Below are 22275 nucleotides of genomic sequence, written 5' to 3'. Positions count from 1 at the left end.
AAGAGGGGCGTTACGCCTAACGGGAGAGGGGATCAACGCCCGCATTAATGTTTATGCGGGTTTGAATGTCATTTGCGCCGCAGCAGCCGCTGGAGCAGGCTGGGTTTTTCGTTCGCTTCCAGCTGCGCGATACTTTCCGGAGTGACGAGCCGGTGGCGCAGCTGCCTTCCGGTGGTGTGATCGGCAGCCGCAAGCTGTTCGTCCCGGACGTCCTGATCGGGCATGTCGCTGCCCACCATTGATGCGGTTTCAAGGAGGTATTCGTCCTCGCCGTGCGTGAAATCCGCCGACATTTCCTGACTCCATGTGACCCGGTGAATCAGGAATAACCGGTATGGGTTTATTTGGAGTTACCGGAGCATCCCGACGCGCGCAGGCCACGCGCTTTCGGGAATAGCGCAAATCGGCATCTGGAAATCGCTGCGCCACTCGACTAGGGGGCTCGGCTTGCACATCTGTATTCACTGAAGAAGCGCCAGACCGCCATGACTCATCCTTATCGCTCCCACACCTGCGGCGCTCTGACCGCGGCCGACGTCGGCCAGACGGTCCGCCTGTCCGGCTGGGTGCACCGCAAGCGCGACCACGGCGGCGTTCTCTTCGTGGACCTGCGCGACCATTACGGTATCACCCAGGTCGTTACCGATGCCGACAGCCCTGCGCTGGAACTGCTCGATTCGCTGCGGCTCGAAAGTGTCGTGACCATCGAGGGCAATGTGAAGGCGCGCACCGAGGCGACCGTGAACCCGAACCTGCCGACCGGCGCGATCGAGGTCTATGCCCGGAGTGCCACGGTGCTGTCGAAGGCCGAGGAGCTGCCGATGCCGGTGGCGGGCGAGCAGGAGTACCCGGAGGACATCCGCCTCAAGTACCGCTTCCTCGACCTGCGTCGCGACACGCTGCATGCCAACATCGTCAAGCGCACGAAGATCATCTCGGACATGCGCCGCCGCATGGAAGGCATCGGCTTCACCGAGTATTCGACGCCGATCCTCACCGCGTCCTCGCCCGAAGGCGCGCGCGACTTCCTCGTGCCGAGCCGCATCCACGCGGGCAAGTTCTACGCGCTGCCGCAGGCGCCGCAGCAGTACAAGCAGCTGCTGATGGTCGCGGGCTTCGACAGGTACTTCCAGATTGCCCCGTGCTTCCGCGACGAGGACCCGCGTGCGGACCGACTGCCGGGCGAGTTCTACCAGCTCGACCTTGAAATGAGCTTCGTCACCCAGGAAGAAATCTGGGAGACGATGGAGCCGGTGCTTCAGGGCGTGTTCGCCGAGTTCGCTGAAGGCAAGCCGGTGACCCCCGCGGGTGAGTTCCGCCGCATTCCTTATGCGCAGTCAATGCTCGACTACGGTTCGGACAAGCCGGACCTGCGCAATCCGCTGATCATCAAGGACGTCACCAGCCACTTTCAGGGCTCGGGTTTTGGAATCTTTGCGGGCATCGTCGAAAACGGTGGTGTGATCCGCGCGATTCCGGCACCGGGCGCGGGCGCTGGCAGCCGCAAGTTCTTCGATGAGATGAACAACTGGGCGCGTGGCGAGGGCTTCTCGGGTCTCGGCTACATCAACATCAAGGATGGCGTGCCCGGCGGTCCGATCGCCAAGAATCACGGTGAGGAAAAGACCGCCGCGCTGATCGAAGCGTTGGGGCTTGGCCCCAACGACGGCGTGTTCTTTGCTGCCGGCAAGGAAGAGCAGGCGGCCAAGCTCGCCGGCCTCGCCCGCACCCGCGTGGCAGAACAGCTCGACCTGATCGACAAGGACCGCTTCGACCTGTGCTGGATCGTCGATTTCCCGTTCTTCGAATGGGATGAGGACAACAAGAAGGTCGACTTCGCACACAACCCGTTCTCGATGCCGCAGGGCGGAATGGATGCGTTGACCGGGCAGGACCCGCTGACGATCAAGGCGTTCCAGTACGACCTCGTCTGCAACGGCTTCGAAATCGCCTCGGGCTCTATCCGTAACCAGTCGCCCGAACTGATGGTCGCCGCTTTCGAGAAGGTTGGCTTGTCCAAGGCGGACGTCGAGGAGCGTTTCGGTGGTCTCTACCGCGCGTTCCAGTACGGCGCACCGCCGCACGGCGGCATGGCGGCCGGCGTGGACCGCATCGTCATGCTTCTGTGCGGCGCACAGAACCTGCGCGAAATCACGCTGTTCCCGATGAACCAGCGCGCGGAAGACCTCTTGATGAGTGCGCCGTCACCGGCCGAGCTCAAACAGCTTCGCGAACTGCACTTGCGGGTGGTCGAACCCCAGAAGGGCTGAACCTCTGGAAACCAGTAGCGCATGGCACTTGCCAGCACGCCAAGCAGTCATTAGGGCGGCTGGCGAGATTTAATCCTCCGGATTTGTGAAGGGGTCAAAGAATGAGCGATACCGCCGATCGGGTTAAGAAGATCGTCGTCGAGCACCTCGGCGTGGAAGCCGACAAGGTCACTGAAGAAGCAAGCTTCATCGACGATCTGGGCGCTGACTCGCTCGACATCGTCGAGCTGGTCATGGCTTTCGAGGAAGAGTTCGGCGTCGAGATTCCGGACGATGCAGCCGAGAAGATCAGCACCGTCTCCGATGCCATCAAGTACATCGAAGAGAACAAGGGCTGAGCAAGGCCCTGCGTTCCTGACCGCCGTCCGGCCCTCTGGGCCGGGCGCGGAAACGGGCGTAAACTTGCATTGAAATAGGCAGGCTCGACCTCTAAGGGGGCGGGCCTGTTGCCGTTTAGGCCGATCTGGTTCGGCTGGCCGATTTTCGGAGAGCATAATGCGTCGTGTTGTTGTCACCGGTCTTGGTCTCGTCACCCCGCTTGGGGCTGATGTGGAAACGACGTGGAAGAACATCCTCGCCAGCAAGAGCGGGGCAGGTCCAATCACCAAGTTCGATGCGTCGGACCAGAAGTGCCAGATCGCCTGCGAAGTGAAGCCTGCCGATCATGAATATGGCTTCGACCCCAACAAGCGCGTCGATCACAAGATCCAGCGCCAGGTCGATCCTTTCATTATCTTCGGCATCGATGCGGCAGGTCAGGCCATCGAGGACGCTGGTCTGGAAGACATGGACGAAGCGACCAAGCTGCGCGCGGGTTGTTCGATCGGTTCGGGTATCGGCGGACTGCCGGGCATCGAGAGTGAATCGCTTGTGCTGGCCAATCGTGGTCCTAGCCGAGTTTCGCCGCACTTCGTTCATGGCCGTCTGATCAATCTGATCTCGGGCCAGGTTTCGATCAAGTATGGCCTCAAGGGCCCGAACCATGCCGTTGTGACGGCCTGTTCGACCGGCGCGCATTCGATCGGTGATGCCGCGCGCATGATCCGCGACGATGATGCTGACATCATGCTCGCAGGCGGCGCGGAGTCGACCATCTGCCCGATCGGTATTGCCGGCTTCGCGCAGGCGCGCGCGCTCAACTGCAGTTATAACGACCGCCCCGAAGAAGCGAGCCGCCCTTACGACAGGGATCGCGACGGCTTCGTGATGGGCGAGGGCGCCGGTGTCGTCGTGCTCGAAGAATACGAACACGCCAAGGCGCGCGGTGCGAAGATCTATGCAGAAGTCATCGGCTATGGCCTTTCGGGCGATGCCTATCACGTGACGGCGCCCGATCCGGAAATGGACGGCGCGTTCCGCTCGATGTCCGCCGCGCTCAAGAAGGCCGGCCTGACGCCTGCCGATATCGACTACATCAACGCACATGGCACTTCGACCATGGCCGATACCATCGAACTGGGCGCGGTTCGCCGCCTGTTCGGCGATGCCATGGACAATGTCTCGATGAGTTCGACCAAGTCGGCCATTGGCCATCTGCTCGGCGGCGCCGGTGCGGTGGAAGCGATCTTCTGCATCCTGGCTATGCGCGACCAGATCGTGCCGCCGACGCTCAACCTCGACAATCCTGACGAGGGCTGCGAGGGCGTTGACCTTGTCCCCAAGGTGGCCCGCAAGCGTGAAGTGCGCGCGGTGCTGAACAACAGCTTCGGCTTCGGCGGCACCAATGCCAGCCTGATCATGCGCAAGATCGACTGAGAGCCGGAGCAGGACAATGATGTCCCGGCGCGGGTGCGGACTGGCTGCGGTTCTGGCCGTAGCCGTGCTGTTGACCCTCTGGAGTTTTTTCGGTGGCTGGTATGCGTCCGGCCCGCTGGAGAAGGACCAGAACTTCGTCGTCCCCAATGGTGCGAGCCTGGCGGTTGTCGCCGGGCAGCTCGAGGAAAAGGGCGTGGTCCGCTCCGCCAGCGGGTTCGCCCTGCGCGCCCGGATCTTTGGCGGCGGCAGTGGCATCAAGGCGGGCGAGTTCAAGATTCCTGCCCACGCCAGCCCCAGCCGGGTGCTGTCGATCATCTGCAGCGATGATGTCATCCGCCGCTTCGTGATGATCCCCGAGGGCATGCCGTCCATCATGGTTCAGGAGCGGCTGATGGCCGTGCCGCAGCTCACGGGCGATGTCGCCGTGCCCAAGGAAGGCTCTGTACTGCCGGACAGCTATGCGTTCGACGCGGGCGAACCGCGCGAGGCGGTACTGCGCCGGATGCAGGCAGCGATGCGCCGCACGTTGGAGGAACTCTGGGCCAAACGTGGACCGGATCTTGCAGTGAAGACCCCGGAAGAGGCTGTGGTCCTCGCTTCGATCGTCGAGAAGGAAACCGGCAAACCCGAAGAACGGCGTCAGGTCGCCGGGCTCTATTCGAACCGCCTCAGGAAAGGCATGCTGCTACAGGCCGATCCGACGATCATCTATCCGATTACCCAGGGCAAGCCGCTGGGGCGCCGGATACGCCAGTCCGAAATCCAGGCGGTCAATGACTACAACACATACACCATGACTGGCCTGCCCAAGCACCCCATCACCAATCCGGGCAAGGCGTCGATTGAAGCCGTGCTCCATCCCGCCAGGACTGGTGCGCTCTACATGGTGGCGGACGGAAGTGGCGGGCATGCTTTTGCCGATACCCTCGAACAACACAACGCCAACGTCGCCAGGTGGTTCGCCATCCGGCGCGAGCGCGGGGAACTGTGAGCGCCACCGCCAGCGACTGGATCGCGAAAGGGCCGCGGAAGCCCGGTGCCCCCTTGCTGATCACGGCGGAACTGCCGCCGGACGTGCTGGCGTGGACGGATGCCTTGCGGCGCGCCCACTATCCGCCCGAGCGTAACCGGTTGCGGGCGCACGCCACCCTGTTCCACGCCTTGCCGCCATCGGTTGAGGGGGAACTGCTGCAGGTTCTGGGCGAACTGGCGCGCAGTCCTGCACCGCACGCCCGTATCGAAGGGCTGATGAAGCTTGATCGCGGAACGGCGCTTGCAGTCGACAGTCCGGCGATGGTGGAATTGCACGCTCGCATCGCCGAGCGAATGCACGGCCTGATGACCGATCAGGACACACGCCCGCTGCGTCTTCACGTGACTGTGCAGAACAAGGTCAGGCCGGAAGAGGCCCGCGCGCTTCAGACCCGTCTTGCCGCAGAAGTCCGCCCGGCATCGTTCCGCTTCCGTGGCTTTGGTCTCTATGCCTGGGAAGACGGGTTGTGGCGGCCGATCCGCGTCATTGCCTTTCGCGGCTGAACCCCTTCGCCATCCGCGTCTCAGGGATAGGAGACATGTCGCTTCAAGCGGTTCATGGGGGCTTCCAGCACGTACCAGGATAGCGAAGCCAGCGCGACGGTGAGCAGCGTTCCCACGGCAAACATGTGGAAACCCACCGTCATCAGCGATGGGGCGAGGGGGTAGGAAAATTCCTGGAGCAGCACACGCACGAACATGTGGTAGAGATAGATGCCATAGCTGATCTTGCCGAGATAGCGTGCGAGCGGGCTGCCGAAAATCCAGTTCAATGGCCCTGCATAGCCCCTGCTCAACACGGCAACGATGCAGGTGAAGACCACGGCGAACGATGTTTCGTAGCACTGTGTCGCCAGCGCGGGGGGAAGCTCCCAGGCCCACAGTTGCAGTGCGAGCACCGGAAGCGCGATCAGCGGAAACCACTTGCTCAGACGGCCGCGATGCTCGGCCATGGCCAGCAAGGCACCGCCTGTGAGCGAGTCCAATGATGCGAATGGCAAGGTGTAGTAGGCTACGCTGTCTGACGGGAAGAGCGCGCGAAGCATCAGGCCGCCCAGGCAGAATGCAATTGCCGAGGCAGCTTGCCAGCGGCGCGGAACGGCCAGCAGCAGAATGGGCCAGACAAGGTAGAACTGTTCTTCGACGGAGAGTGACCACCAGGACACGATTACCTGCGGCCACCAGTTATTGGTCACGGCGAAATAGATGTTGGTGGCATACAGGATGTGCCACGTCGCGCTGTCGCGCAGGTCATGCACATTGGTTATCAGCGCAATGGCCAGCGCTGCGTAGTAGGCGGGCCAGAGCCGCAAGGCGCGGCGCGCATAGAAATGCCAGAGGGGTTGCCGGGGAAGACCCAATGCACGCTTGTCAGCGTCGTCCAGCAGGATGAGCGTGATGAGGTAGCCGGATAACGTGAAGAACAGCCGGACGCCTGCGTGGCCCAGCATCGATTCCTCCACCCACAGGTGCGAGTAGAGAACGCCCAGGCACGCCAGCGCCCGCAAGCCGTCCAGTTGCGGCCGATAGCCAGAAGGTGCGACGCTGTGCCCTGCTGCGAGAGAACCGGTCTTCGCATTGGCCACTGCCGCCGCGGTGCCCCGGGCAACCGTGCCGCGCGAAGCTGTGGTCCTGTGCATTCCCGGATCCCCCTGCAAGCCTGACAGAAGTGCGGCATACCCGATCCCATGCACAGTGCGCAGGGCCCAAATTGCTGCGGTGCAAAAAAGATCTGTTTCATACAGGGAGATGCGTCCGGCATGGGCATCGCAGGCTCAGCTTCAGTTCGTGCAGTATCCCGCTGCCTCTCGCTTCCGCGGTTGAGCGGTGAACGGGCCCCATATGGTGGCATCGTGGCTTTGGAGCGTTCAGATGGTGCGAAGCATCAACGGTGAACGAAGAACGCCCGGCCAGATGGCCGGGCGTTCGGATGGCGGTCATGCCGCCAAGGCTGTGCTCGCTAAGGCTCAGAAGCCTGCGGAAAGCGAGAACACAACCGTCGATCCCGCGATCGACGAACCGTTCTTGGTCGACGAGAAGTTCGGCTGCAGGTAGGCCGTTTCGGACTTCGTGAGGTCGGTGTCGATATACGACACGCCGAGCGTCACCGGACCGAGAACGTAGTCCGCACCCAGCATCCAGTCCACGTACTTGCCGGTCGGTGCCGGACTGGTGCCCCAGGGGCCGAGGCCGGGGTTGCCATCAGAGTAGCCGAGGTGCGCCTTGAGCGTCAGGGCGGTGTCCGGGATGCCGACGCTGGCATCGGCCCACAGATAGAGGTTGTCGTTCTTGTCGCCCGGGTTGTCATAGTCGACCGAGGCGGCGCTGTTGTACCAGGTGCCGAGCGCTTCCTGCTTGGGCGCATAGGCGACGCCGACGAGGATGCTGGCCGGGCCGACATCGCCCGAGAGCTTCACATAGGGTTCCGCAAAGTCGGTCGTGTCGAGGCCGCCGGGGAACATGTACCAGGTCAGGCCGACGTCAAGCGTGACACCGCTGGCGATCTCGGTGGCGAAGCCGCCGTAGATGTCGAGTTCCATGTTGGAACCGCCGAAGGTGCCCCAGCCCGACAGGTTCGAGGCCCAGGTACCGATGTAGACGCCGCTCTCGTGCGAAACGCTCAGGCCAGCCTGAACCGCCATTTCCTTGTCGGTCATCGAGACGCCGCGGAAACGGTAGTCGGTGACCAGGGCAGCGCTGCCCGAGACGGTGATCGATTCGGGGATATCCTGCGCTGCGGCGGGAGCAGCAAACGCGAGACAGGCAGCAGCAAGACCTGCGGCGCCGGCAAGCAGACGAGTTTTCATATTGGGAACGCCCTCATGTTGATGTGATTTATCCGTCCCATCCTGCGGCCGACGCGCCGAACTCTGCTTCGTGGCGAGCGCGTTTCGCGCCGGCCCATCCGGCCTACCGGGAAGGCTTGTCGGTTCGTTTTCTGGCGTGTGACGAAATGTTTCTGCGCCCCGGCGATCCCTCGGACAGAAAGCCGGGCGGACGTGCATGCGCATGTCCGCCCGGAAGGTAGGGGGACCGAACGTGAGGGTGTCCGGCCACCAGGTAAATTGGGTCAGTTGCCGAGAGGCAGCGGACGCAGGACCGAAGGATGGCCCGTGACACGGTCCTGATGACCGCTCTGACGGCGGCGGTGGATCCATTCGCTCAAGGTTTCGGCGGTGGTGTGATCCATGGCCTTGACCTTGCCGAGATCGAGGTGGACCGGCCGGCCCGCCGGCTGGCGTTCAAGCGCGGCATTCAGTTTGGTCAGGCCGACGAAGGTCGCGGCGCCGTGGATCTCGAGGCGGGTTTCCTCGTCGTCGTCATGCTGATGCACCTTGAGGCGCAGTTCCTTGAGGTGCGGCAGAAGTTCGAGCGCCGTCAGCGCCAGGCCAACCAGCACGCCGGTCAGCAGGTCCGTCGTCACGACAAGGATGAACGTCACCGCCCAGACCGCTGCCGGCAGGAAACCGTGGGCCTTGAACAGGTGGCGCACATGCTTGAGGCTCACGAGCTTCCAGCCGGTCACCACCAGCACGCCGCCCAGCGCTGCCATCGGCACTTCCGCAAGCAGCCAGGGCAGGACGGCCACGAAGCCCAGGATCCAGACGCCGTGCAGCATCGCCGAGAGCCGGGTCTTGGCGCCTGCCTGCACGTTGGCAGAACTGCGCACGATGACGCCGGTCATCGGCAGCGCGCCGACGAGACCGCACAGCAGGTTGCCGACGCCCTGTGCACTCAGTTCCTTGTCGTACTTGGTGCGCACGCCATCGTGCATGCGGTCCACCGCAGCGGCAGAAAGCAGCGTTTCGGCGCTGGCGATGAAGGCGATGGCAAGTGCGGCAACGATCAGCGACGGGTTGGCCAGCGGAGCGAACCAGCTGGCGGATGTCGGCAAGGCAAAGGCCGCACCGATCGATTCGGGCACCTGAATGCGCGCGACTTCAAGGCTCATGCCCCAGGCAAGCAGGGTGGCGGCCATTACGCCGAGCAGGGCGCCGGGGACGAGCGCCATCGATTTGGGACGCAGCTTTTCCCAGCCGATCATCACGCCGATCGTCAGCAGGCCGAGCGCGAGTGCGAGTTCGGTGGCGGCGACATCGGAGAAGTCGAGTCCGAGTACACGGGCAGGCATCATCGCCATGTTCTCTAGCCCGCTGGACAGCGGCTTTTCATCGAACAGGATGTGGAACTGGCCGATCACGATGAGTGCGCCGATACCGGCGAGCATGCCATGCACGACGGCCGGGCTGATCGCACGGAACAGGCCTCCGAGCTTGAGGGCTCCGGCGACGACCTGGAGCACACCGGCCAGCAGCAGCACCGGGCCAAGCGCTTCGAGGCCATGCTCGCGCACGAATTCGAAGACGATGACGGCGAGGCCTGCGGCAGGGCCGCTGACCTGCAGCGGCGAACCTGCGAGCAAGCCCACGACGATGCCGCCGATGATGCCGGTGACAAGGCCCTTTTCCGGCGGCACGCCGGAGGCGATGGCGATGCCCATGCACAGCGGCATCGCCACCAGGAACACGACGATGGACGCGGTGAAATCACGCCCGAAATGGGCGAAGAGACCACTGCGCGCCTCGCCCGTAGCGGCGAGAGATGCGCTCATTCGGCGGCCTCCGCGAATTCGGTCGCAATCCGCGTGCGGGCAGCCAGCGCAACCGGCAGATCGCGGTCTTCGCGCAGCGCCACGAATTCGCCGCTATCGCCGTCGAGCCCCAGCACCTGCCCGGCGTGAATATCGACGAACCAGCCGTGCAGTGTCATTTCGCCGCGCGCGATGGCGGCTGCCACGGCAGGGTGCGTGCGCAAGTGGCTGATCTGGGCAATGATGTTCTCGAGGCTGATCGCACGAACGCGCTCCTTGCCTTCGAGCTCGCCATGGCAGGTGCTGACGATGTGTTCGGCCGCCGCGCCGTGGCGCAGCCAGGCAGCGACGTTCGGCATGGCTTCCAGCCCGGTCGGGTCGCTGAGCGCTTTCATCGCGCCGCAGTCGGAATGGCCGCATACGATGATGTCGCGCACGCCAAGGGCAGCGACGGCATATTCCACCGTGGAGGTCACGCCGCCGTTCATCGTCGCGTAGGGCGGGACGATGTTACCGGCATTGCGGCACACGAACAGGTCTCCGGGCTGCGCCTGCATGATCTGTTCGGGCACAATGCGCGAATCCGCGCAGGAGATCATCAGCGCCTTGGGTTCCTGGCCGTGGGTGGTCAGCTTGCCGAACAGTTCGCCGTGCGCGGGAAATATCGACTTTTCGAAATGGAAAACGCGGCCGATCAATTCGTTCACGTCGGTCACCTTTCTTTGGGTCACAATCCGCATGCGGCCCGATGCCGCTGCGTTATCCCGAAAGTTAGGTGCCGGTGTTTTCCTCTATCGTTCGCGAATGTAACGAATTCTTGCTGCGTCGCAGCAGGCGCTCAATCTGCGGCCAGCGGAAGCCTGATCGTCGCGCGCAAGCCGCCTTCAGGCCGGTTGCGCAAGTCCAGCGTGCCATGTTCCATGCGTACGGCCTTGCGTACGATGGGAAGGCCCAGCCCCATTCCGGCCGTATCCCGGGCGCGGGATGTGTCGAGTCTCACGAAAGGCTGAAGTGCATCGGCGATCCGGTCTTCCGGAATTCCCGGGCCGTCGTCCTCGACAACGATCTCTGCCGCACCGCCGTCCTGGCGCACATGAACCCTGGCGCCGCCGCCGTAATGGATGGCATTTTCGATCAGGTTCGAGAGAGCCCGGCGGATCGCGACCGGCCGCACATAGACCTCCAGATGGGATGCGCCTGAATAGACCGCATCGGCACCGTGGTCCGCAGCGGTATCGACCAGTGTCTCGGCCATGACGGCGATATCGATGCGTTCGGGCCGGATGTTGCGCCCGTCGCTGTCGACATAAGCCTGCAGCGATTCGAGCAACATCCGCATCTCATCGATATCGTGCGCCAACCCCTCGCGCACTTCAGGCGCGACCGCAACGTCGTCGAGCCGCAGCTGCATCCGTGACAGCGGGGTCTTGAGGTCGTGGCCGATCGCCAGCATCGTCTGGGTGCGGTCGACCAGGGACTGATGAATGCGTTGCTGCATTTCGTTGAGCGCGCGGATCAGGCTGCGCAGTTCGTCCGGGCCACGCTCGGGTACCGGTTCGAGCGGCCCAGAGCCAAGATGCCGGGTCGCGCCAATCAGATTGCGCAGCGGTTTCAGGGTCGCGCGAAGCAGGATCCAGGCGAGCACGATCAGCAGCAGGGTGGGCAGAAGCATGCTGATGATGCGTCCGGCCGTCAGAGTCCAGGCCGCATGGGCATGGGTGTGGAAGCGCAGGACGCTACGATCAACGAGCTTGAGCGAGCCGCCGATATTACCCTTGCCGGGCAGCTCCTCGAGGTGCAGTTCCAGGTCTGCATAAGCCAGTTCGGGTTCGATCTCGACTACCTGCGCGCGCAGGTTGGCAAGGCCGAGCGAGCCGCGCCGGCGGTCTTCGGGACCAGTCCAGTCGAGCGTAAAGTGATCTGTGCTGAGGGCTCCCGCAAGAGCAGCGCGCTCACCGGGGGCGGCGCGTTCGAGCATGCGGGTGGAGAGTACGAGGTTCTCTGCGATGCGCTGCGCATCGTCACGCCGCAGTTCGAACGAGTTGGCTCGGTCGAACAGCAGTGAATTTGCAAGAAAATCGACGACGATAACCAGCAAGAGGATGCCGAGCAGGCGCTCGGGCAGCCCCAGCCGGCGGAACATCGCGACGACACGACCGGCCATCAGTCGCGGGTCACTTCCGCCTTGAACATGTAGCCCACGCCGCGGACCGTGATGATCGGTGGTTCGCCGCCTTCTGCCTGCAACTTGCGGCGCAGGCGGCTGACCAGAACGTCAATGCTGCGGTCGGAGCTGTCGCCGATCCGTGAACGCGAAAGCTCCATCAGCCGCTCACGCCCCAGAACGCGCTGGGGGTAGCCGAGGAACGTGGAGAGCAGGTCGAATTCTGCTCCGGTAAGGTCCACGATGGCTCCGCTGGATGAACGGAGTTCGCGGCGCGCCAGAGAAACCTGCCATCCGTCAAATCGGATTACGTCGGTAGCCCGCCCATCGGCCCCTGTGTCCATTCCGGTCTCGCTACCGCCACCCCGGCGCAGGACAGCGCTGACACGGGCGGCCAGTTCGCGGGTGCTGAAGGGCTTGGCGAGATAATCATCCGCGCCGAGTTCGAGGCCAAGCACGCGGTCCTCCTCGCTTCCCCTGGCGCTTACGAAAATGATCGGAACGTCGCTTTCACGCCTCAGCTTGCGGAACAGATCGAAGCCGCTCGTGCCCGGCAACATGATGTCGAGCACGATCAGTTGTACGGGCGTTTCCTTGAGTGTGACCCACATCTCCGCGCCGGTTGCAGCGGTCAGCACATTGAAGCCGCTCTGCCGCAAGGCACGGGCGGTCAACGTCCTCAACGCGCCGTCGTCCTCAACGAGAAGGATTGTAGGCGGCGTCATCATGGAATCGTAAGGCGATCTGAGTGTGGGGGCGAGCGTCATCGTCTTTGTACTGGTTCGCAATCATATAGGGCGAGGGGGCGGTCCGGCAAACCGCCCCCCAGCAAGTTTTTTTCATCGGGCAAGAGGTCAATCGCCGTTGCCGGCCCGCAGCTGCTTCACGGCCATTATCAGCCCTGCGGCTTCTGCAGGCGCGAGACCGCCGGTGATTGATCCACCGTTTTCGTCCTTGAAACGGATCCGCCAGGGAACCCGGCTCTCGGGGCGATAGGTTTCCGCGATTTCCTCCACCACGGATCCCGGGATTTCAAAAATCAAGCGTGCATACTTGTTGCAGGACACAGGGACGTTATCCACGCCGGGGCAGTCGCCGGACCAGTGTTCGGCTACGAGGATGTCGGCCTGCTCCAGGCGTCCTTCAGTCCGATAGTTTACCCCGATCATTTCGGGGCGGCGGCTGGGGTGGACCAGCTCATGCCAAACCTGCCACCGCACCGCGCCGCTCTGCCGGTCCACGAGGGCACGCATGTGAACGTCGCTGGCATGGGCTCCTTCGATGCTGCGTCCGCGATCCCAGGCCTTGTGGGTAGAGACCACGATGTGCGGTTCGAGCGCTTCGTCGTCGATCTGGATGCGCTCGGCGAACTCGACCGGCGTTAATTGCGCGAGCCCGCGCGGCAGCTCGTCGTAGGCTGCCGCGGAACTGGCCCAACCCAAAGCGAGACAGCTCGCAAGGATCGCGCGCAGGCGCGTCACTGCATGGACTCCCCCGATGTCACGTTCGAGGCTTCCGCGAGTGCGGGCGCGTTCTGCCGTTCCTGCTTGGTTTGCGCGACATGATGGCGGCAAGTGCGGCCTTTGCTTGGCTCGGGATGACACTTCGCCTGCGTCGCTGCCGACTTTTCTGCCTTGGCTGCAACAGGAAGCGACGGGTGTCCCTTGAGGCTTCGCACCGTGTCGGTGCCGTAGGCCGGGTACGCGCTGGCGGGGGTAGCGGAAAGGCCTGCAATGGCCAGAAGGAATGCCGAGATCATAGCGGTCTCCATTGTGTGGTTATCTTCCCGCCAGATAAGGATGGCTCCATTTCGCGCTTTGTTCGAAACCGTTACGAAATGTTGCCAGGCCGTATTTTTGCAGCTTTGAAGCGGCAACTCGCAACGATGGCCAGTGGTGGGGATTTTGGCACCAGAGGCCTCGTTGCTGCGGCTTGCAGGCTGGACGAAGACGCAAAACTGCGCGCTGCATGAGGATAGTGCTACAGATGGCCCGCAAGAGGTGAGCCCGCTGGCAAGTGTGCGGAACTGGTTGCCAGCGGGCTCCAAGGGACTCTTGGCGGCGGGGGATTCATCAGACCGACCAGAGTCGCCCTGTGCAAACTAGCACGATCTGGCGCGATGCACGAAAATATTCGAACGCCCCGTGTGTAAAATTAGAGCGCCCCGTGGGGGCGTGTTGTGACGGCATTGTTCTGGCCATGCAGGCTGGCGAAAACCTGCTCCAGCCTGAACCGGTGAGGATCGTGATGTGCTTTAATAAGAGCAACTGGCAGGCGTGGTGTGGCGAAAATCAATGATGCCGATCTGGCGCGGCCGCTGGAGGAGCAAGCGGTCAAATACGACAGCACGGCCCCGCAACTTTGAAACACCAGCCATTAATCCGGCGTCGCCTTCCCGTCGGCGACGGACCTGCCATGAGCGGCGATACTGGAAATCCCCACCTCAGTGTCGCGGCAAAGCCGGAAGTCGGCGGCCGAACCGGTCAGTCGGCGTCATTTCGTCGAATGGCAGGTCACTTGGTGTGAAGCCCAGGTGCCTTACTGCCGCTTCGTGAAGCAACTCACCGAACCGTACACCTGCGTTGCCCGCGGCCAGCCATACAACCTGCCCGCTCGTCTCGATGAACTTGTTCATCCTCAGGTGAATGACCACCCCATCCGTTAGCGGGGCCTGAGGCGCCTCGATCATGCATCCGCCCGATGAAAGGTCATAGAGAATGACGTTGTATCGCCGTTCGCCGACATAGCACTCGATATCCTTGTCTACGACAAAGCGCTCGTAATTGCGTTCATCCATTGTCTGGTCCCCTTTGATTGGGAGAGGCGTAGACAAATAATGTAAATCAATGATGAGCAAGTGTTGCGTTTGGGGTTGTGCAAGAAACAATTTTGCAGTCGACTTCTCGGGATTTCGCACCAGTTGGATGGAGATTTAGGGTCAGGATCTATTACTCGCGCCATCGAGGCGTCCGAATGGCGAACATATCGGGCCAAATTGCCCGCCGGCAAGGCTGGTTGCCTTTCCAAGGGCAATTTGGTTCGAGATGGAAGCCATTCGGACGCCTCGAAGGGATTTGACCAAAAAGCCCCAGCGCTGCGTCGAGAAGTCTTGAAATATCGACATATTCCTTCGCCTTCTCTCCTTGCGCTGAGCCTTTTTGCTTTAAGCCTCGATGGCGCGAGTAATAGGTCTTGCCCCTAATGTTGCATGTTGATCATGGGCGACGGTGAGTTCCACTGGGCTGGCGGCGCGCCGAAAACAGCCGGAAGATGGCTGTGGCGGCGCGAAAAAGGAATGAGACGAGTAGTAGCCGCATTGTGTGGCGAGGCGGTGCCAAGCTCCGGAAGTGGCCCAGCTGACGTTTGATGAGTGAGTGCAGGCGCTCCATTCCCAGTCTCGCGATCCTTTGTCGCGAAGAGCCGGAAATGCTGCACGCGGCACCGACTGGCACGGAGCATCAAGTGGAGGCCTGCAACGTTGTTCATGGTTAGGTTCGCGCGAGCAAAGTTCCAGCAGCGACCCGCAACACGACACGCGCTACGGTTGCTGGCGCTTGCGGCAGCGGGACTACTGCTTGGCCACTTCCCGCGCCGGGCTTTACGGTCACTTAGCGTCGGGCAACGTGCAGCGTCCGGGCGTCATGCGTTGCTGCAGAAAAAGCCGCCTTTACCTTGGGGACAACAACGGCACGACAGTTGTTAACTTTTTCGATCTGCCATTGCTCTGTCGTTGCGTAATTCCCGCACACGAACTCGACTGCTTGAGCAAGGCGATGGCGCAGCCTGGTAACGTCGGCAGGTTGCGAAAGATCCAGGTCTGCCAGGTTGACTCTGCGGAAGGGCCCTGCAGCCTCATTGTGATGGACGATCATGTCTGCAGGTGCGCCAGGTGTCATTGTGTCGAGATCGTCTGCGTGTGCGGCTGCCTGGGTCGGAACGAGTCCGGCGAAGGCCGTAACCGCAGCGAGCAAGACTATTGCTGGCTTGGTCATGTTCGGCTCTCCCAAATAGGTCTGCGCGTGAGCAATCTTCGCCAGATTCATGGCTGCGGGACGTTCCCAACAGCTGAAGCCTTTCTTGCGGCGGATCGAAAATGCTTAGTATGCAGCCAGCGCCCAGTCAGGCGCTACAATTGTGAACGCAATTTGTTGCATTAAGTTCCCGTCGTGCGCAGGCCTGTTCTAAGAAGCACATCAAACGCGGGCGGCGCCTCTCCCCAAGGAACATCGCGGGGCAGGTAGTGTCAGTGGTGCTCCAATGTGATTTTTCGCCACCCTTTCGATTCAGGCAGGTGCCATCAATCCATAAAAATATCTTATGGAAATCATTAAATTTATGTCGTTGCAGTAGTGTCTTGATTTATTAAATGAGCCTTCGTTCCGGCAGATGTCGGTGCGGAGGAAGTATGAATATAATTTCAGGTATGATTTTGGCAGCAGCAGTTCTCTCCGGAATGCCTGCCAGGGCTGATGACTTAGAATATTCGACGCTTGATCTGCATGGATTCGAGAGAGCTTATGTGTCAGGCGGACTAGCCGTTTCAGGGTATGATCGTGTGCGCGAAGCCGTGCCGGTCGGGAGTGACGTTGCAAATGCTGTCGCCATTCTTCGTCACGCAGGAGCACATTGCCAGTCTCCCAAACCCCAAAGGAACAGCATCAATTGCTTTTACAGCGAATTGCTGTCGATCGACGACTACGTGAACACCTATTCGACGTGGGATATCCATCTCGACCTCGATGGGGGGAAGGTTTCCACCGTTTCCGTGGAGCGTACCACCCGGCAACACAGCTAGGCGTGCCTTGTCCATCGGCTGAGCTGGTCTGCACCGGTCTCACTGAAAACCCGGTCACCGGCAGACAAGGCACGCGACGATCGAGATAGACATTTCCGGCGTTTTGGCGTTAAGCGCAATGTCATCTTCCTGACCTCAGCCCCAATCCAACCTGCAGAGGTCCCCGTGGGCGGACGTGATGGACATTGCAGCGGCCAAGACATTCCTTGAGGTGGCGCGAACCGGCAGTTTCGTAAATGCCGCAGCAGCGCTAAATCTCACCCAGGCAGCCGTCAGCGCACGTATTCGCGTGCTGGAAGAGCAGCTTGGCCACCCGGTCTTTGTGCGCGCCAAAAGCGGCGTAACGCTGACGCGCGCAGGTGAGCAATTCATGCGCTTTGCAACTTCGCTGATCCAGACATGGGAAAACGCCCGGCGCGCCGTCGCTCTGCCGCCGGGAAGCGAGACGGTCATCACCGTCGGCGCCGAACTGAGTCTGTGGAACCCGCTGCTGGGCCACTGGCTGCAGTGGATGCGACAGGAACATCCGGGCTTTGCGCTCCGCGTGCGCATTGCGCCACCCGACGTCCTGATGCAGCAGGTGCAGGAAGGCGCGATCGACGTTGCGGTCCTTTATGGCGCCCCGCAACGGCCGGGCGTCGTGACCGAACTGCTGGTCGAGGAGCGGCTGGTGCTCGTGACAACAGGGCCAGAATCCGATTCAATGGATGAAGCCCGGCACGTGCAGGTCGATTGGGGGCGTGAATTTGACGCCAGCTACCGGGCTGCTTTCCCCGAGCAAGGGGAAGCACAAGTCTCGATCAGCTACGGGCCGCTGGCTCTGGAATACCTGCTGGCCAAGGGCGGCAGTGCCTATTTCCGCAAAGGCTTCATCGGTCCGTGGCTGGAATCGGGGCAATTGCGGCTCGTGCCCGGCAGCCCTGAATTCCCGTATCCTGCCTATATCGTGCATTCAGCAAGGTTGGACCCTGCGGTGATGGCATGTGTGCGCGAAGGGCTGCGCGCATCGGCGGCAAAGCTGGCCTAGCCACTATCGGGATGGCACGGCGGCTGCCGTTCCGCGCACGCCGTTACCAGCCGCCCCCGAGCGCCAGAAACAGGGTGATCTGGCTCTGCGCCACATCGTCCCAGGCTGCCCGCTCATCGTCCTTGGCCTTGACCAGATCGAGCTGGCTGGACAGATCAGCAGGCAGACCCGCTTTGCCCGCCTGAAACAGCCGACGGTTCAGGTCCGCCAGCGTTTCGGCCTGTTCGCGCGCCTGCGTGAGGTCGACCGCGCGATTGTGATTTTCGCGGTACCAGGAGAGTGCCGTTTCCGTCTCGCGCAGCGCCCGCAGGACAGTACCGTCGAAGTCTGCAAGGCTGCGGTCCGCACCGGCTCTGGCCGCATCGACGCGAGCGAACTGCGCGCGGGTCGGGAATATCCAGCTTATCATTGCGCCCAGCGACCAATGGCCCGCCATGGCAGAACCGACATCTGCCAGCAGCCCGAAGGAGCCGCCGCCGAGCCCGAGCGAGATATGGGGGTATAGATCGGCCTTCGCGACACCGATTTCGGCCGTGGAGGCCGCCAGCATCCGTTCCGCCACCCGCACATCGGGACGCCGCGCCAGCAGCGCGGCGCCATCGCCGATGGGGAGAGGGCGCTTCAGTTGCGGCAACGCGTGGCACGCTTCGGCTTGGCGGGGGTATTCCGAGGGGGCACGCCCCAAAAGGAACGCCAACCGGTAGAGAGCCGCGCGGGCCGCCGCCCGGTGGACGGGAAGGTGTGAGCGTGCAGCAAGGACCAGACCGACTGCACGGGTCACATCGAGGGCGCCCGTCTTGCCTGCTGCATGGAGACGCCTTGCGGTGTCCGCCAGGCGCTCCTGTGTGGCCAATACTTCCTCGGCCAGTTCCTGCGCCTCGTTCTCGCTGCAGACCGAAATGTAGGCGCGCGCGACTTCGGCAGCTACTGTCACCTGCACGGTTTCGACCAGCGCTTCCGTGGCCTCGTGCTCTGCCTTTGCCGCCTCGACGCGGCGGCGGATCTGGCCGAACAGGTCCAGTTGATAGGAAGCCTGCCCGCCACCAATGCCGAGATTGGTGATCGGGATGGTTTCGAACTTCAGGAATGATTCTCCCGAAAGCCTCGCCCGTTCAACCGAAGCGCCCACCGCCAGCTGCGGATCGGCCAATCCCTTCGCGCCCCGCACTATGGCCGCCGAACGGGCCAGATTGGCTCCCGCGATCCGCAAGTCGGTGTTGGCGGTCAGCGCCTGTTCCTCCAGGGCGTCGAGGACAGGATCGTCGTAGAGCGCCCACCAGCGCGGTGGCAGCGGTTCGACCGTTGTCAGCACGCTTTGCGATAACGGCGCCTGCGCCGAAGGACGGTTGATCGCGGTTTGCTGGAGCAGATGATAGTCGGGGCCAACAGTACAGCCCGCCAGCGCGGCAACCGCCAGCAGGGCACCTTCCAGACGGAGCAGTGGATGCGTCACTTGCGCGTCTCCCTTTCGAGCGAAACCGAGACCGTGCGGCCCGAAATCAGGGCAATGCCGGCCGTCGGATTGTCGAGCGTGATGCGCACCGGCACGCGCTGGGGCAGCCTGACCCAGCTGAACGAGGGGTTGATCGCGGGGAGCAGGTCGGCAGCGCCGTTGCGATCATGATCCTCGATTGCGCGGGCGATCGAGAAAACGTGCCCGTGCAATGTCTTGTCCTCGCCCATTACCCGGATTACCGCCTTCTGCCCGATCCGCACGTTCGGCAGCTTGGTTTCCTCGAAATAGCCTTCGACCCGCAGCGTGGAGGTGTCGACGAGCGCGAGCACCGGGCTTCCTGCGCTGACGTAATTGCCCCGACGAACGGACATGTCCGACATGAAGCCATCGACGGGGGCGACGACTTTGGTGCGGGCAAGGTTCAGCTTCGCCAGATCCTCCACATTGTGCGCGGCGGCCAGGCGGCCCTGTGCCTGCTCGACCTCTGCGCGCGCCTCCGCCAGTCCCGCTGCGGTTTCCTGCGCGCGGGTTTCCGACTGCTGGGCCGTCTCGCTGGCGAGCAGTTCGCCCAGCGAGCGGTCACGCGTAGCCTCGCGCCGTGCTTCGGCCATGCTTGCCTGAGCACGCGCCACTGCCGCCCGCGCGCGGTCGAGATCGGCGGTGGCCTGCTGCACCCCGGTGCGGGCATCGTCGAGCGCGAGGCGGTAACGCGAAGGGTCGATTTCGAACAGGACGTCGCCGCGATGGACGGTCTGGTCATGGTCGAAGTGGACGGCGGTCACGAGCCCCGCCACATCGGGCGCGATGCGGATAACATCTGCGCGGATGCGGCCATCGCGTGTCCAGGGGTCGTCCTGATAATGGGAATACAGGGACTTTCCGCCCAGAACGGAGGCCAGGACCATCATGCCGGTCACAGCGATGGACACGGTTTTCTGGCGCCGTGAGGACATTTGCAGGCTCATGGGTGCATTCCGGAATTGGGCGAAGGGACGAAGACCACGAGCGCGGCCCAGATCAGGACGAAGAGTGCCGTGTCGAACAACACCGGATGCCATATCCAGCGATAGGCACGCAGGACGGTCAGCAGGCGATGCGCCAGCAGGGCCAAGACCAGCGCGATGACGGCATCGACGGGGGCGGCGGCCATGAAGATGTTGCCAATGAGATAGTCCGGGATCATGGCCGGTCCCCACAGCTGAAACCGGGTGCGTCCGGGTAAAGGTTGCGGCGCAGGGCAACGAGTGCGGCGAGACCTTCAGCCGGATTGCCGCCCAATATCTCGCCGGAAAGGCGCTCCCAACGTGAAGGATCGGCCACCATCAGTCGCAGGGCCACGTCAATCCGGGCGAGCAGCCGAGGCGGCGGCAGGGCTTCGTGCTTCCCGCCGTAGAGCCGCGCGACATCGCGCAAGACGCGGCGCAGGGCGTGGCTGAGCTTTCTTTCGGCCTGGGCCTGCAGGTGCTGGATGGTGACGATGTTCATTGCGATGCGCACCTCGCGCAGGCTGGCCGCAGCTTCTTCGGTGGCATCGCCGAGCCGCTGGGTGATCAGGGCCAGCCGGTCGGTCGTGCGGCCCAGCACGGCGGTGCGGCCGGGTGGTGTGGCGGCACTGGCCAGACGCACCAGATCGGCCCGCAGCCGGACCTTCACGCGCGCTATTGCGGCATCGGCACCGGCGGTCCGAAGACCGGCCGTCACGCCAGCGGCCACCAGCAAGCCGAGCACCTGTCCGATGTTGGCGTTGATGAACCGCGCGAAATTGGCGTGGAAACTCTCCTGCAGCGCCAGAGCATTGGCAAAGCCCATCATCGCCGCCGCCCCGGTCATGCCCCAATGCGGATGCGGAATGATCGCCCCCGCCAGCAGCAGCGGTGGCAGCAGCAGCAAGGCCAGCGGCACGAAGCCATCGACCAGCGGCATCAGCACGAAGAGGTAGAACCCGGCCACCGGCAAGGCGGCGAGCAGCGCTCCGCCAAAACGGAGCATCATCGGGACGGGATTGTCATGCGCCGCGAAGAGGCAGCAGAAAACACCGGTCATCATCGCCGACACCGCACCATCGGCCCAGCCGGTGCCGATCCAGATCGCACAGCAGACGAGAATGGCGATCGCCGCCGCCAGTCCCGACAGCAGCGCGGCTCCGGCATCGGCATGCAGCGCGATGCCATGGCGCCGTTCTTCGGGCGAAAGCGGTGTCGGAACGCTGCGATCGTCGAGATGCGCAAGCAGCGTGCCGCACTCGTCCAGAAGCTGAGCGGTCTGCTGGGTGCGGAATTCGTGGCTCTGCTGCAACAGCCGCCCCCAGTCATCTTGGCCTCCGGCATTGCTCCCGGTGTGCCTCACCAGCGCCCGGTGCCGGTCGGCCAGTCCGGAAAGCGTGGGCAGCAGCAGCAGCATGCGCCGCAGCAGCGCTTGCACGGACGCGCTCGCATCGCGCCAATGCGAAGTGTCGAAAGGCACATGCGTGGCCAGTACCACGCACTCCATGGCATCCTGCGCCAGCCTGTTGCGCCCCGCGCCGGCGCCGGCGCCCTCAAGGATATCATCACGCCATGCCCGCGCGTCGCGCAACCATGCATTCAACCGTGCACCAAGCGTGGTGGCGACTGGCTGCGGCCATAGCAAGCTGTGCGTCAGCGTGGCGCAGGTAATGCCGAGCACGATTTCGGTGACCCGGGCCACCGCGATATCGAACACCGCCTCCGGACGGTCCACCGCCGGAAAGCCGATCAGCAGCGCCGTATAGCCTGCCAGCATCATGGTGTAGGATCGCGGAGAGCGGTCCAGCAAAGACACCGCCAGCGTGCCGCCGACCCAGAGCGACAGCGCGAGGCACAGCAGCAAAGGCCAGTCCACCAGCGCAGGCACCAGTCCTACGGCGATAGCGGCTCCCGCCAGTGTGCCGATGACCCGGTAGATCGCCTTGGAGCGGGTCGCGCCCGAAAGAGGGTTGGCGACGATATAGGTCGTTGTCATCGCCCAGAATGGCATCGACAGACCCGCCCACAGCGTGATCCACAGCGCCATCAGCGCCGCCAGGGCCGTCTTGGCTGAGAACAGCGCGGCCTGCCACCGGGCGGATGTCATGCGCAGCGCTCTTGCCCGGTGCCCGCAAATGGGGGAGATCCGGTGATTGCGGCGCTGTTCCGGGCAATGCCCAGGCCGGTGAGCGGGAGAGTGTG

At 63.1% G+C, this 22275-nt stretch carries 22 protein-coding genes; 7 read left to right on the top strand and 15 right to left on the bottom strand.

The genetic code is table 11. The features are described from left to right. Positions 1 to 68 precede the first annotated feature (68 nt). The gene (locus MTR64_RS00240; protein WP_243989666.1) at positions 69 to 293 is read right to left on the bottom strand and encodes a hypothetical protein; all 225 of its coding nucleotides are present in this window, start codon (positions 291 to 293) and stop codon (positions 69 to 71) included. A 192-nt stretch (positions 294 to 485) separates the two neighbouring features. Here MTR64_RS00240 and aspS point away from each other — a divergent pair, with 192 nt between their 5' ends. The 5 genes from aspS (at position 486) to MTR64_RS00215 (ending at position 5561) form a co-directional block, all read left to right on the top strand. After that, positions 486 to 2270, top strand: a complete 1785-nt coding sequence (gene aspS, locus MTR64_RS00235; protein WP_243989665.1) for an aspartate--tRNA ligase — start codon at positions 486 to 488, stop codon at positions 2268 to 2270. Between the two features lie 101 nt (positions 2271 to 2371). Continuing rightward, positions 2372 to 2608 (top strand): acyl carrier protein, encoded by a 237-nt coding sequence (locus MTR64_RS00230; RefSeq protein WP_007013838.1) that lies wholly within the window; start codon positions 2372 to 2374, stop codon positions 2606 to 2608. A 157-nt stretch (positions 2609 to 2765) separates the two neighbouring features. Next, positions 2766 to 4025: a beta-ketoacyl-ACP synthase II gene (fabF, locus tag MTR64_RS00225; protein WP_243989664.1), complete on the top strand. Its 1260-nt coding sequence runs from the start codon at positions 2766 to 2768 to the stop codon at positions 4023 to 4025. A 16-nt stretch (positions 4026 to 4041) separates the two neighbouring features. Beyond that, positions 4042 to 5016, top strand: coding sequence for an endolytic transglycosylase MltG (mltG, locus tag MTR64_RS00220; RefSeq protein ID WP_243989663.1), 975 nt, complete (start codon positions 4042 to 4044; stop codon positions 5014 to 5016). Continuing rightward, a complete protein-coding gene (locus MTR64_RS00215) occupies positions 5013 to 5561 on the top strand; it encodes a 2'-5' RNA ligase family protein (protein WP_243989661.1) in 549 nt (182 codons plus the stop codon). The genes mltG and MTR64_RS00215 overlap by 4 nt, the downstream gene beginning before the upstream one ends. Positions 5562 to 5581: 20 nt before the next feature. On the opposite strand, the gene MTR64_RS00210 is transcribed toward MTR64_RS00215, so the two are convergent. The 10 genes from MTR64_RS00210 to MTR64_RS00165 all read right to left on the bottom strand — a co-directional run bounded on the left by MTR64_RS00210 (position 5582) and on the right by MTR64_RS00165 (position 15855). Further along, the gene (locus tag MTR64_RS00210; protein WP_243989660.1) at positions 5582 to 6697 is read right to left on the bottom strand and encodes an acyltransferase family protein; all 1116 of its coding nucleotides are present in this window, start codon (positions 6695 to 6697) and stop codon (positions 5582 to 5584) included. 327 nt (positions 6698 to 7024) lie between these two features. After that, positions 7025 to 7864 (bottom strand): TorF family putative porin, encoded by an 840-nt coding sequence (locus tag MTR64_RS00205; RefSeq protein ID WP_243989659.1) that lies wholly within the window; start codon positions 7862 to 7864, stop codon positions 7025 to 7027. 263 nt (positions 7865 to 8127) lie between these two features. Next, positions 8128 to 9669 carry a SulP family inorganic anion transporter gene (locus MTR64_RS00200; RefSeq protein ID WP_243989658.1) on the bottom strand — a complete coding sequence of 514 codons (1542 nt, stop codon included), beginning with the start codon at positions 9667 to 9669 and terminating at the stop codon, positions 8128 to 8130. Next, the gene (locus MTR64_RS00195; protein ID WP_243989657.1) at positions 9666 to 10355 is read right to left on the bottom strand and encodes a carbonic anhydrase; all 690 of its coding nucleotides are present in this window, start codon (positions 10353 to 10355) and stop codon (positions 9666 to 9668) included. Before MTR64_RS00195 ends, MTR64_RS00200 begins: the two co-directional genes overlap by 4 nt. A 131-nt stretch (positions 10356 to 10486) precedes the next feature. Continuing rightward, positions 10487 to 11812, bottom strand: a complete 1326-nt coding sequence (locus MTR64_RS00190; RefSeq protein ID WP_243989656.1) for an ATP-binding protein — start codon at positions 11810 to 11812, stop codon at positions 10487 to 10489. Further along, entirely contained in the window at positions 11812 to 12537 is a 726-nt protein-coding gene (locus tag MTR64_RS00185; RefSeq protein WP_243989952.1) for a response regulator transcription factor, read from the bottom strand. The genes MTR64_RS00190 and MTR64_RS00185 overlap by 1 nt, the downstream gene beginning before the upstream one ends. 129 nt (positions 12538 to 12666) lie before the next feature. Further along, complete coding sequence (locus MTR64_RS00180) at positions 12667 to 13293, bottom strand: hypothetical protein (RefSeq protein WP_243989655.1); 627 nt, start codon at positions 13291 to 13293, stop codon at positions 12667 to 12669. Next, positions 13290 to 13571: a hypothetical protein gene (locus tag MTR64_RS00175; RefSeq protein ID WP_243989654.1), complete on the bottom strand. Its 282-nt coding sequence runs from the start codon at positions 13569 to 13571 to the stop codon at positions 13290 to 13292. Before MTR64_RS00175 ends, MTR64_RS00180 begins: the two co-directional genes overlap by 4 nt. Positions 13572 to 14255: 684 nt before the next feature. Further along, positions 14256 to 14609, bottom strand: a complete 354-nt coding sequence (locus tag MTR64_RS00170; RefSeq protein WP_243989652.1) for a PilZ domain-containing protein — start codon at positions 14607 to 14609, stop codon at positions 14256 to 14258. 811 nt (positions 14610 to 15420) lie between these two features. Continuing rightward, positions 15421 to 15855: a UrcA family protein gene (locus MTR64_RS00165; protein ID WP_243989650.1), complete on the bottom strand. Its 435-nt coding sequence runs from the start codon at positions 15853 to 15855 to the stop codon at positions 15421 to 15423. Between the two features lie 362 nt (positions 15856 to 16217). On the opposite strand from MTR64_RS00165, the gene MTR64_RS00160 reads away from it, so the two are divergent. Both MTR64_RS00160 and MTR64_RS00155 read left to right on the top strand, forming a co-directional pair. Beyond that, a complete protein-coding gene (locus MTR64_RS00160) occupies positions 16218 to 16607 on the top strand; it encodes a hypothetical protein (RefSeq protein WP_243989648.1) in 390 nt (129 codons plus the stop codon). Positions 16608 to 16785: 178 nt separating this feature from the next. Then, positions 16786 to 17634 carry a LysR family transcriptional regulator gene (locus MTR64_RS00155; protein ID WP_243989646.1) on the top strand — a complete coding sequence of 283 codons (849 nt, stop codon included), beginning with the start codon at positions 16786 to 16788 and terminating at the stop codon, positions 17632 to 17634. Between the two features lie 43 nt (positions 17635 to 17677). Here MTR64_RS00155 and MTR64_RS00150 read toward each other — a convergent pair whose 3' ends face one another. The 4 genes from MTR64_RS00150 to MTR64_RS00135 are packed head-to-tail and all read right to left on the bottom strand — an operon-like array spanning position 17678 to position 22180. Then, a complete protein-coding gene (locus tag MTR64_RS00150; protein ID WP_243989645.1) occupies positions 17678 to 19087 on the bottom strand; it encodes an efflux transporter outer membrane subunit in 1410 nt (469 codons plus the stop codon). Then, on the bottom strand, positions 19084 to 20055 hold the full coding sequence (locus tag MTR64_RS00145) for an HlyD family secretion protein (RefSeq protein ID WP_243989643.1): 972 nt from the start codon (positions 20053 to 20055) through the stop codon (positions 19084 to 19086). Before MTR64_RS00145 ends, MTR64_RS00150 begins: the two co-directional genes overlap by 4 nt. After that, positions 20052 to 20273: a DUF1656 domain-containing protein gene (locus MTR64_RS00140; protein ID WP_243989640.1), complete on the bottom strand. Its 222-nt coding sequence runs from the start codon at positions 20271 to 20273 to the stop codon at positions 20052 to 20054. Before MTR64_RS00140 ends, MTR64_RS00145 begins: the two co-directional genes overlap by 4 nt. Next, positions 20270 to 22180: an FUSC family protein gene (locus tag MTR64_RS00135; RefSeq protein WP_243989638.1), complete on the bottom strand. Its 1911-nt coding sequence runs from the start codon at positions 22178 to 22180 to the stop codon at positions 20270 to 20272. Before MTR64_RS00135 ends, MTR64_RS00140 begins: the two co-directional genes overlap by 4 nt. Positions 22181 to 22275 lie beyond the last annotated feature (95 nt).

The organism is Novosphingobium album (ex Hu et al. 2023) (assembly GCF_022832385.1).
GTDB classification, from domain to species: domain Bacteria; phylum Pseudomonadota; class Alphaproteobacteria; order Sphingomonadales; family Sphingomonadaceae; genus Novosphingobium; species Novosphingobium album.
The sequence above is the reverse complement of the archived record's forward strand: the minus strand, read 5'-3'. Positions and strand labels throughout refer to the sequence as shown.

Bases quoted from the DNA above. Each gene is read 5' to 3' on its own strand.
- MTR64_RS00240 (WP_243989666.1), bottom strand. From the start codon at position 293: ATGTCGGCGGATTTCACGCACGGCGAGGACGAATACCTCCTTGAAACC.
- aspS (WP_243989665.1), top strand. From the start codon at position 486: ATGACTCATCCTTATCGCTCCCACACCTGCGGCGCTCTGACCGCGGCC.
- MTR64_RS00230 (WP_007013838.1), top strand. From the start codon at position 2,372: ATGAGCGATACCGCCGATCGGGTTAAGAAGATCGTCGTCGAGCACCTC.
- fabF (WP_243989664.1), top strand. From the start codon at position 2,766: ATGCGTCGTGTTGTTGTCACCGGTCTTGGTCTCGTCACCCCGCTTGGG.
- mltG (WP_243989663.1), top strand. From the start codon at position 4,042: ATGATGTCCCGGCGCGGGTGCGGACTGGCTGCGGTTCTGGCCGTAGCC.
- MTR64_RS00210 (WP_243989660.1), bottom strand. From the start codon at position 6,697: ATGCACAGGACCACAGCTTCGCGCGGCACGGTTGCCCGGGGCACCGCG.
- MTR64_RS00205 (WP_243989659.1), bottom strand. From the start codon at position 7,864: ATGAAAACTCGTCTGCTTGCCGGCGCCGCAGGTCTTGCTGCTGCCTGT.
- MTR64_RS00200 (WP_243989658.1), bottom strand. From the start codon at position 9,669: ATGAGCGCATCTCTCGCCGCTACGGGCGAGGCGCGCAGTGGTCTCTTC.
- MTR64_RS00190 (WP_243989656.1), bottom strand. From the start codon at position 11,812: ATGGCCGGTCGTGTCGTCGCGATGTTCCGCCGGCTGGGGCTGCCCGAG.
- MTR64_RS00185 (WP_243989952.1), bottom strand. From the start codon at position 12,537: ATGACGCCGCCTACAATCCTTCTCGTTGAGGACGACGGCGCGTTGAGG.
- MTR64_RS00175 (WP_243989654.1), bottom strand. From the start codon at position 13,571: ATGATCTCGGCATTCCTTCTGGCCATTGCAGGCCTTTCCGCTACCCCC.
- MTR64_RS00170 (WP_243989652.1), bottom strand. From the start codon at position 14,609: ATGGATGAACGCAATTACGAGCGCTTTGTCGTAGACAAGGATATCGAG.
- MTR64_RS00165 (WP_243989650.1), bottom strand. From the start codon at position 15,855: ATGAATCTGGCGAAGATTGCTCACGCGCAGACCTATTTGGGAGAGCCG.
- MTR64_RS00160 (WP_243989648.1), top strand. From the start codon at position 16,218: ATGAATATAATTTCAGGTATGATTTTGGCAGCAGCAGTTCTCTCCGGA.
- MTR64_RS00155 (WP_243989646.1), top strand. From the start codon at position 16,786: ATGGACATTGCAGCGGCCAAGACATTCCTTGAGGTGGCGCGAACCGGC.
- MTR64_RS00145 (WP_243989643.1), bottom strand. From the start codon at position 20,055: ATGAGCCTGCAAATGTCCTCACGGCGCCAGAAAACCGTGTCCATCGCT.
- MTR64_RS00140 (WP_243989640.1), bottom strand. From the start codon at position 20,273: ATGATCCCGGACTATCTCATTGGCAACATCTTCATGGCCGCCGCCCCC.
- MTR64_RS00135 (WP_243989638.1), bottom strand. From the start codon at position 22,180: ATGACATCCGCCCGGTGGCAGGCCGCGCTGTTCTCAGCCAAGACGGCC.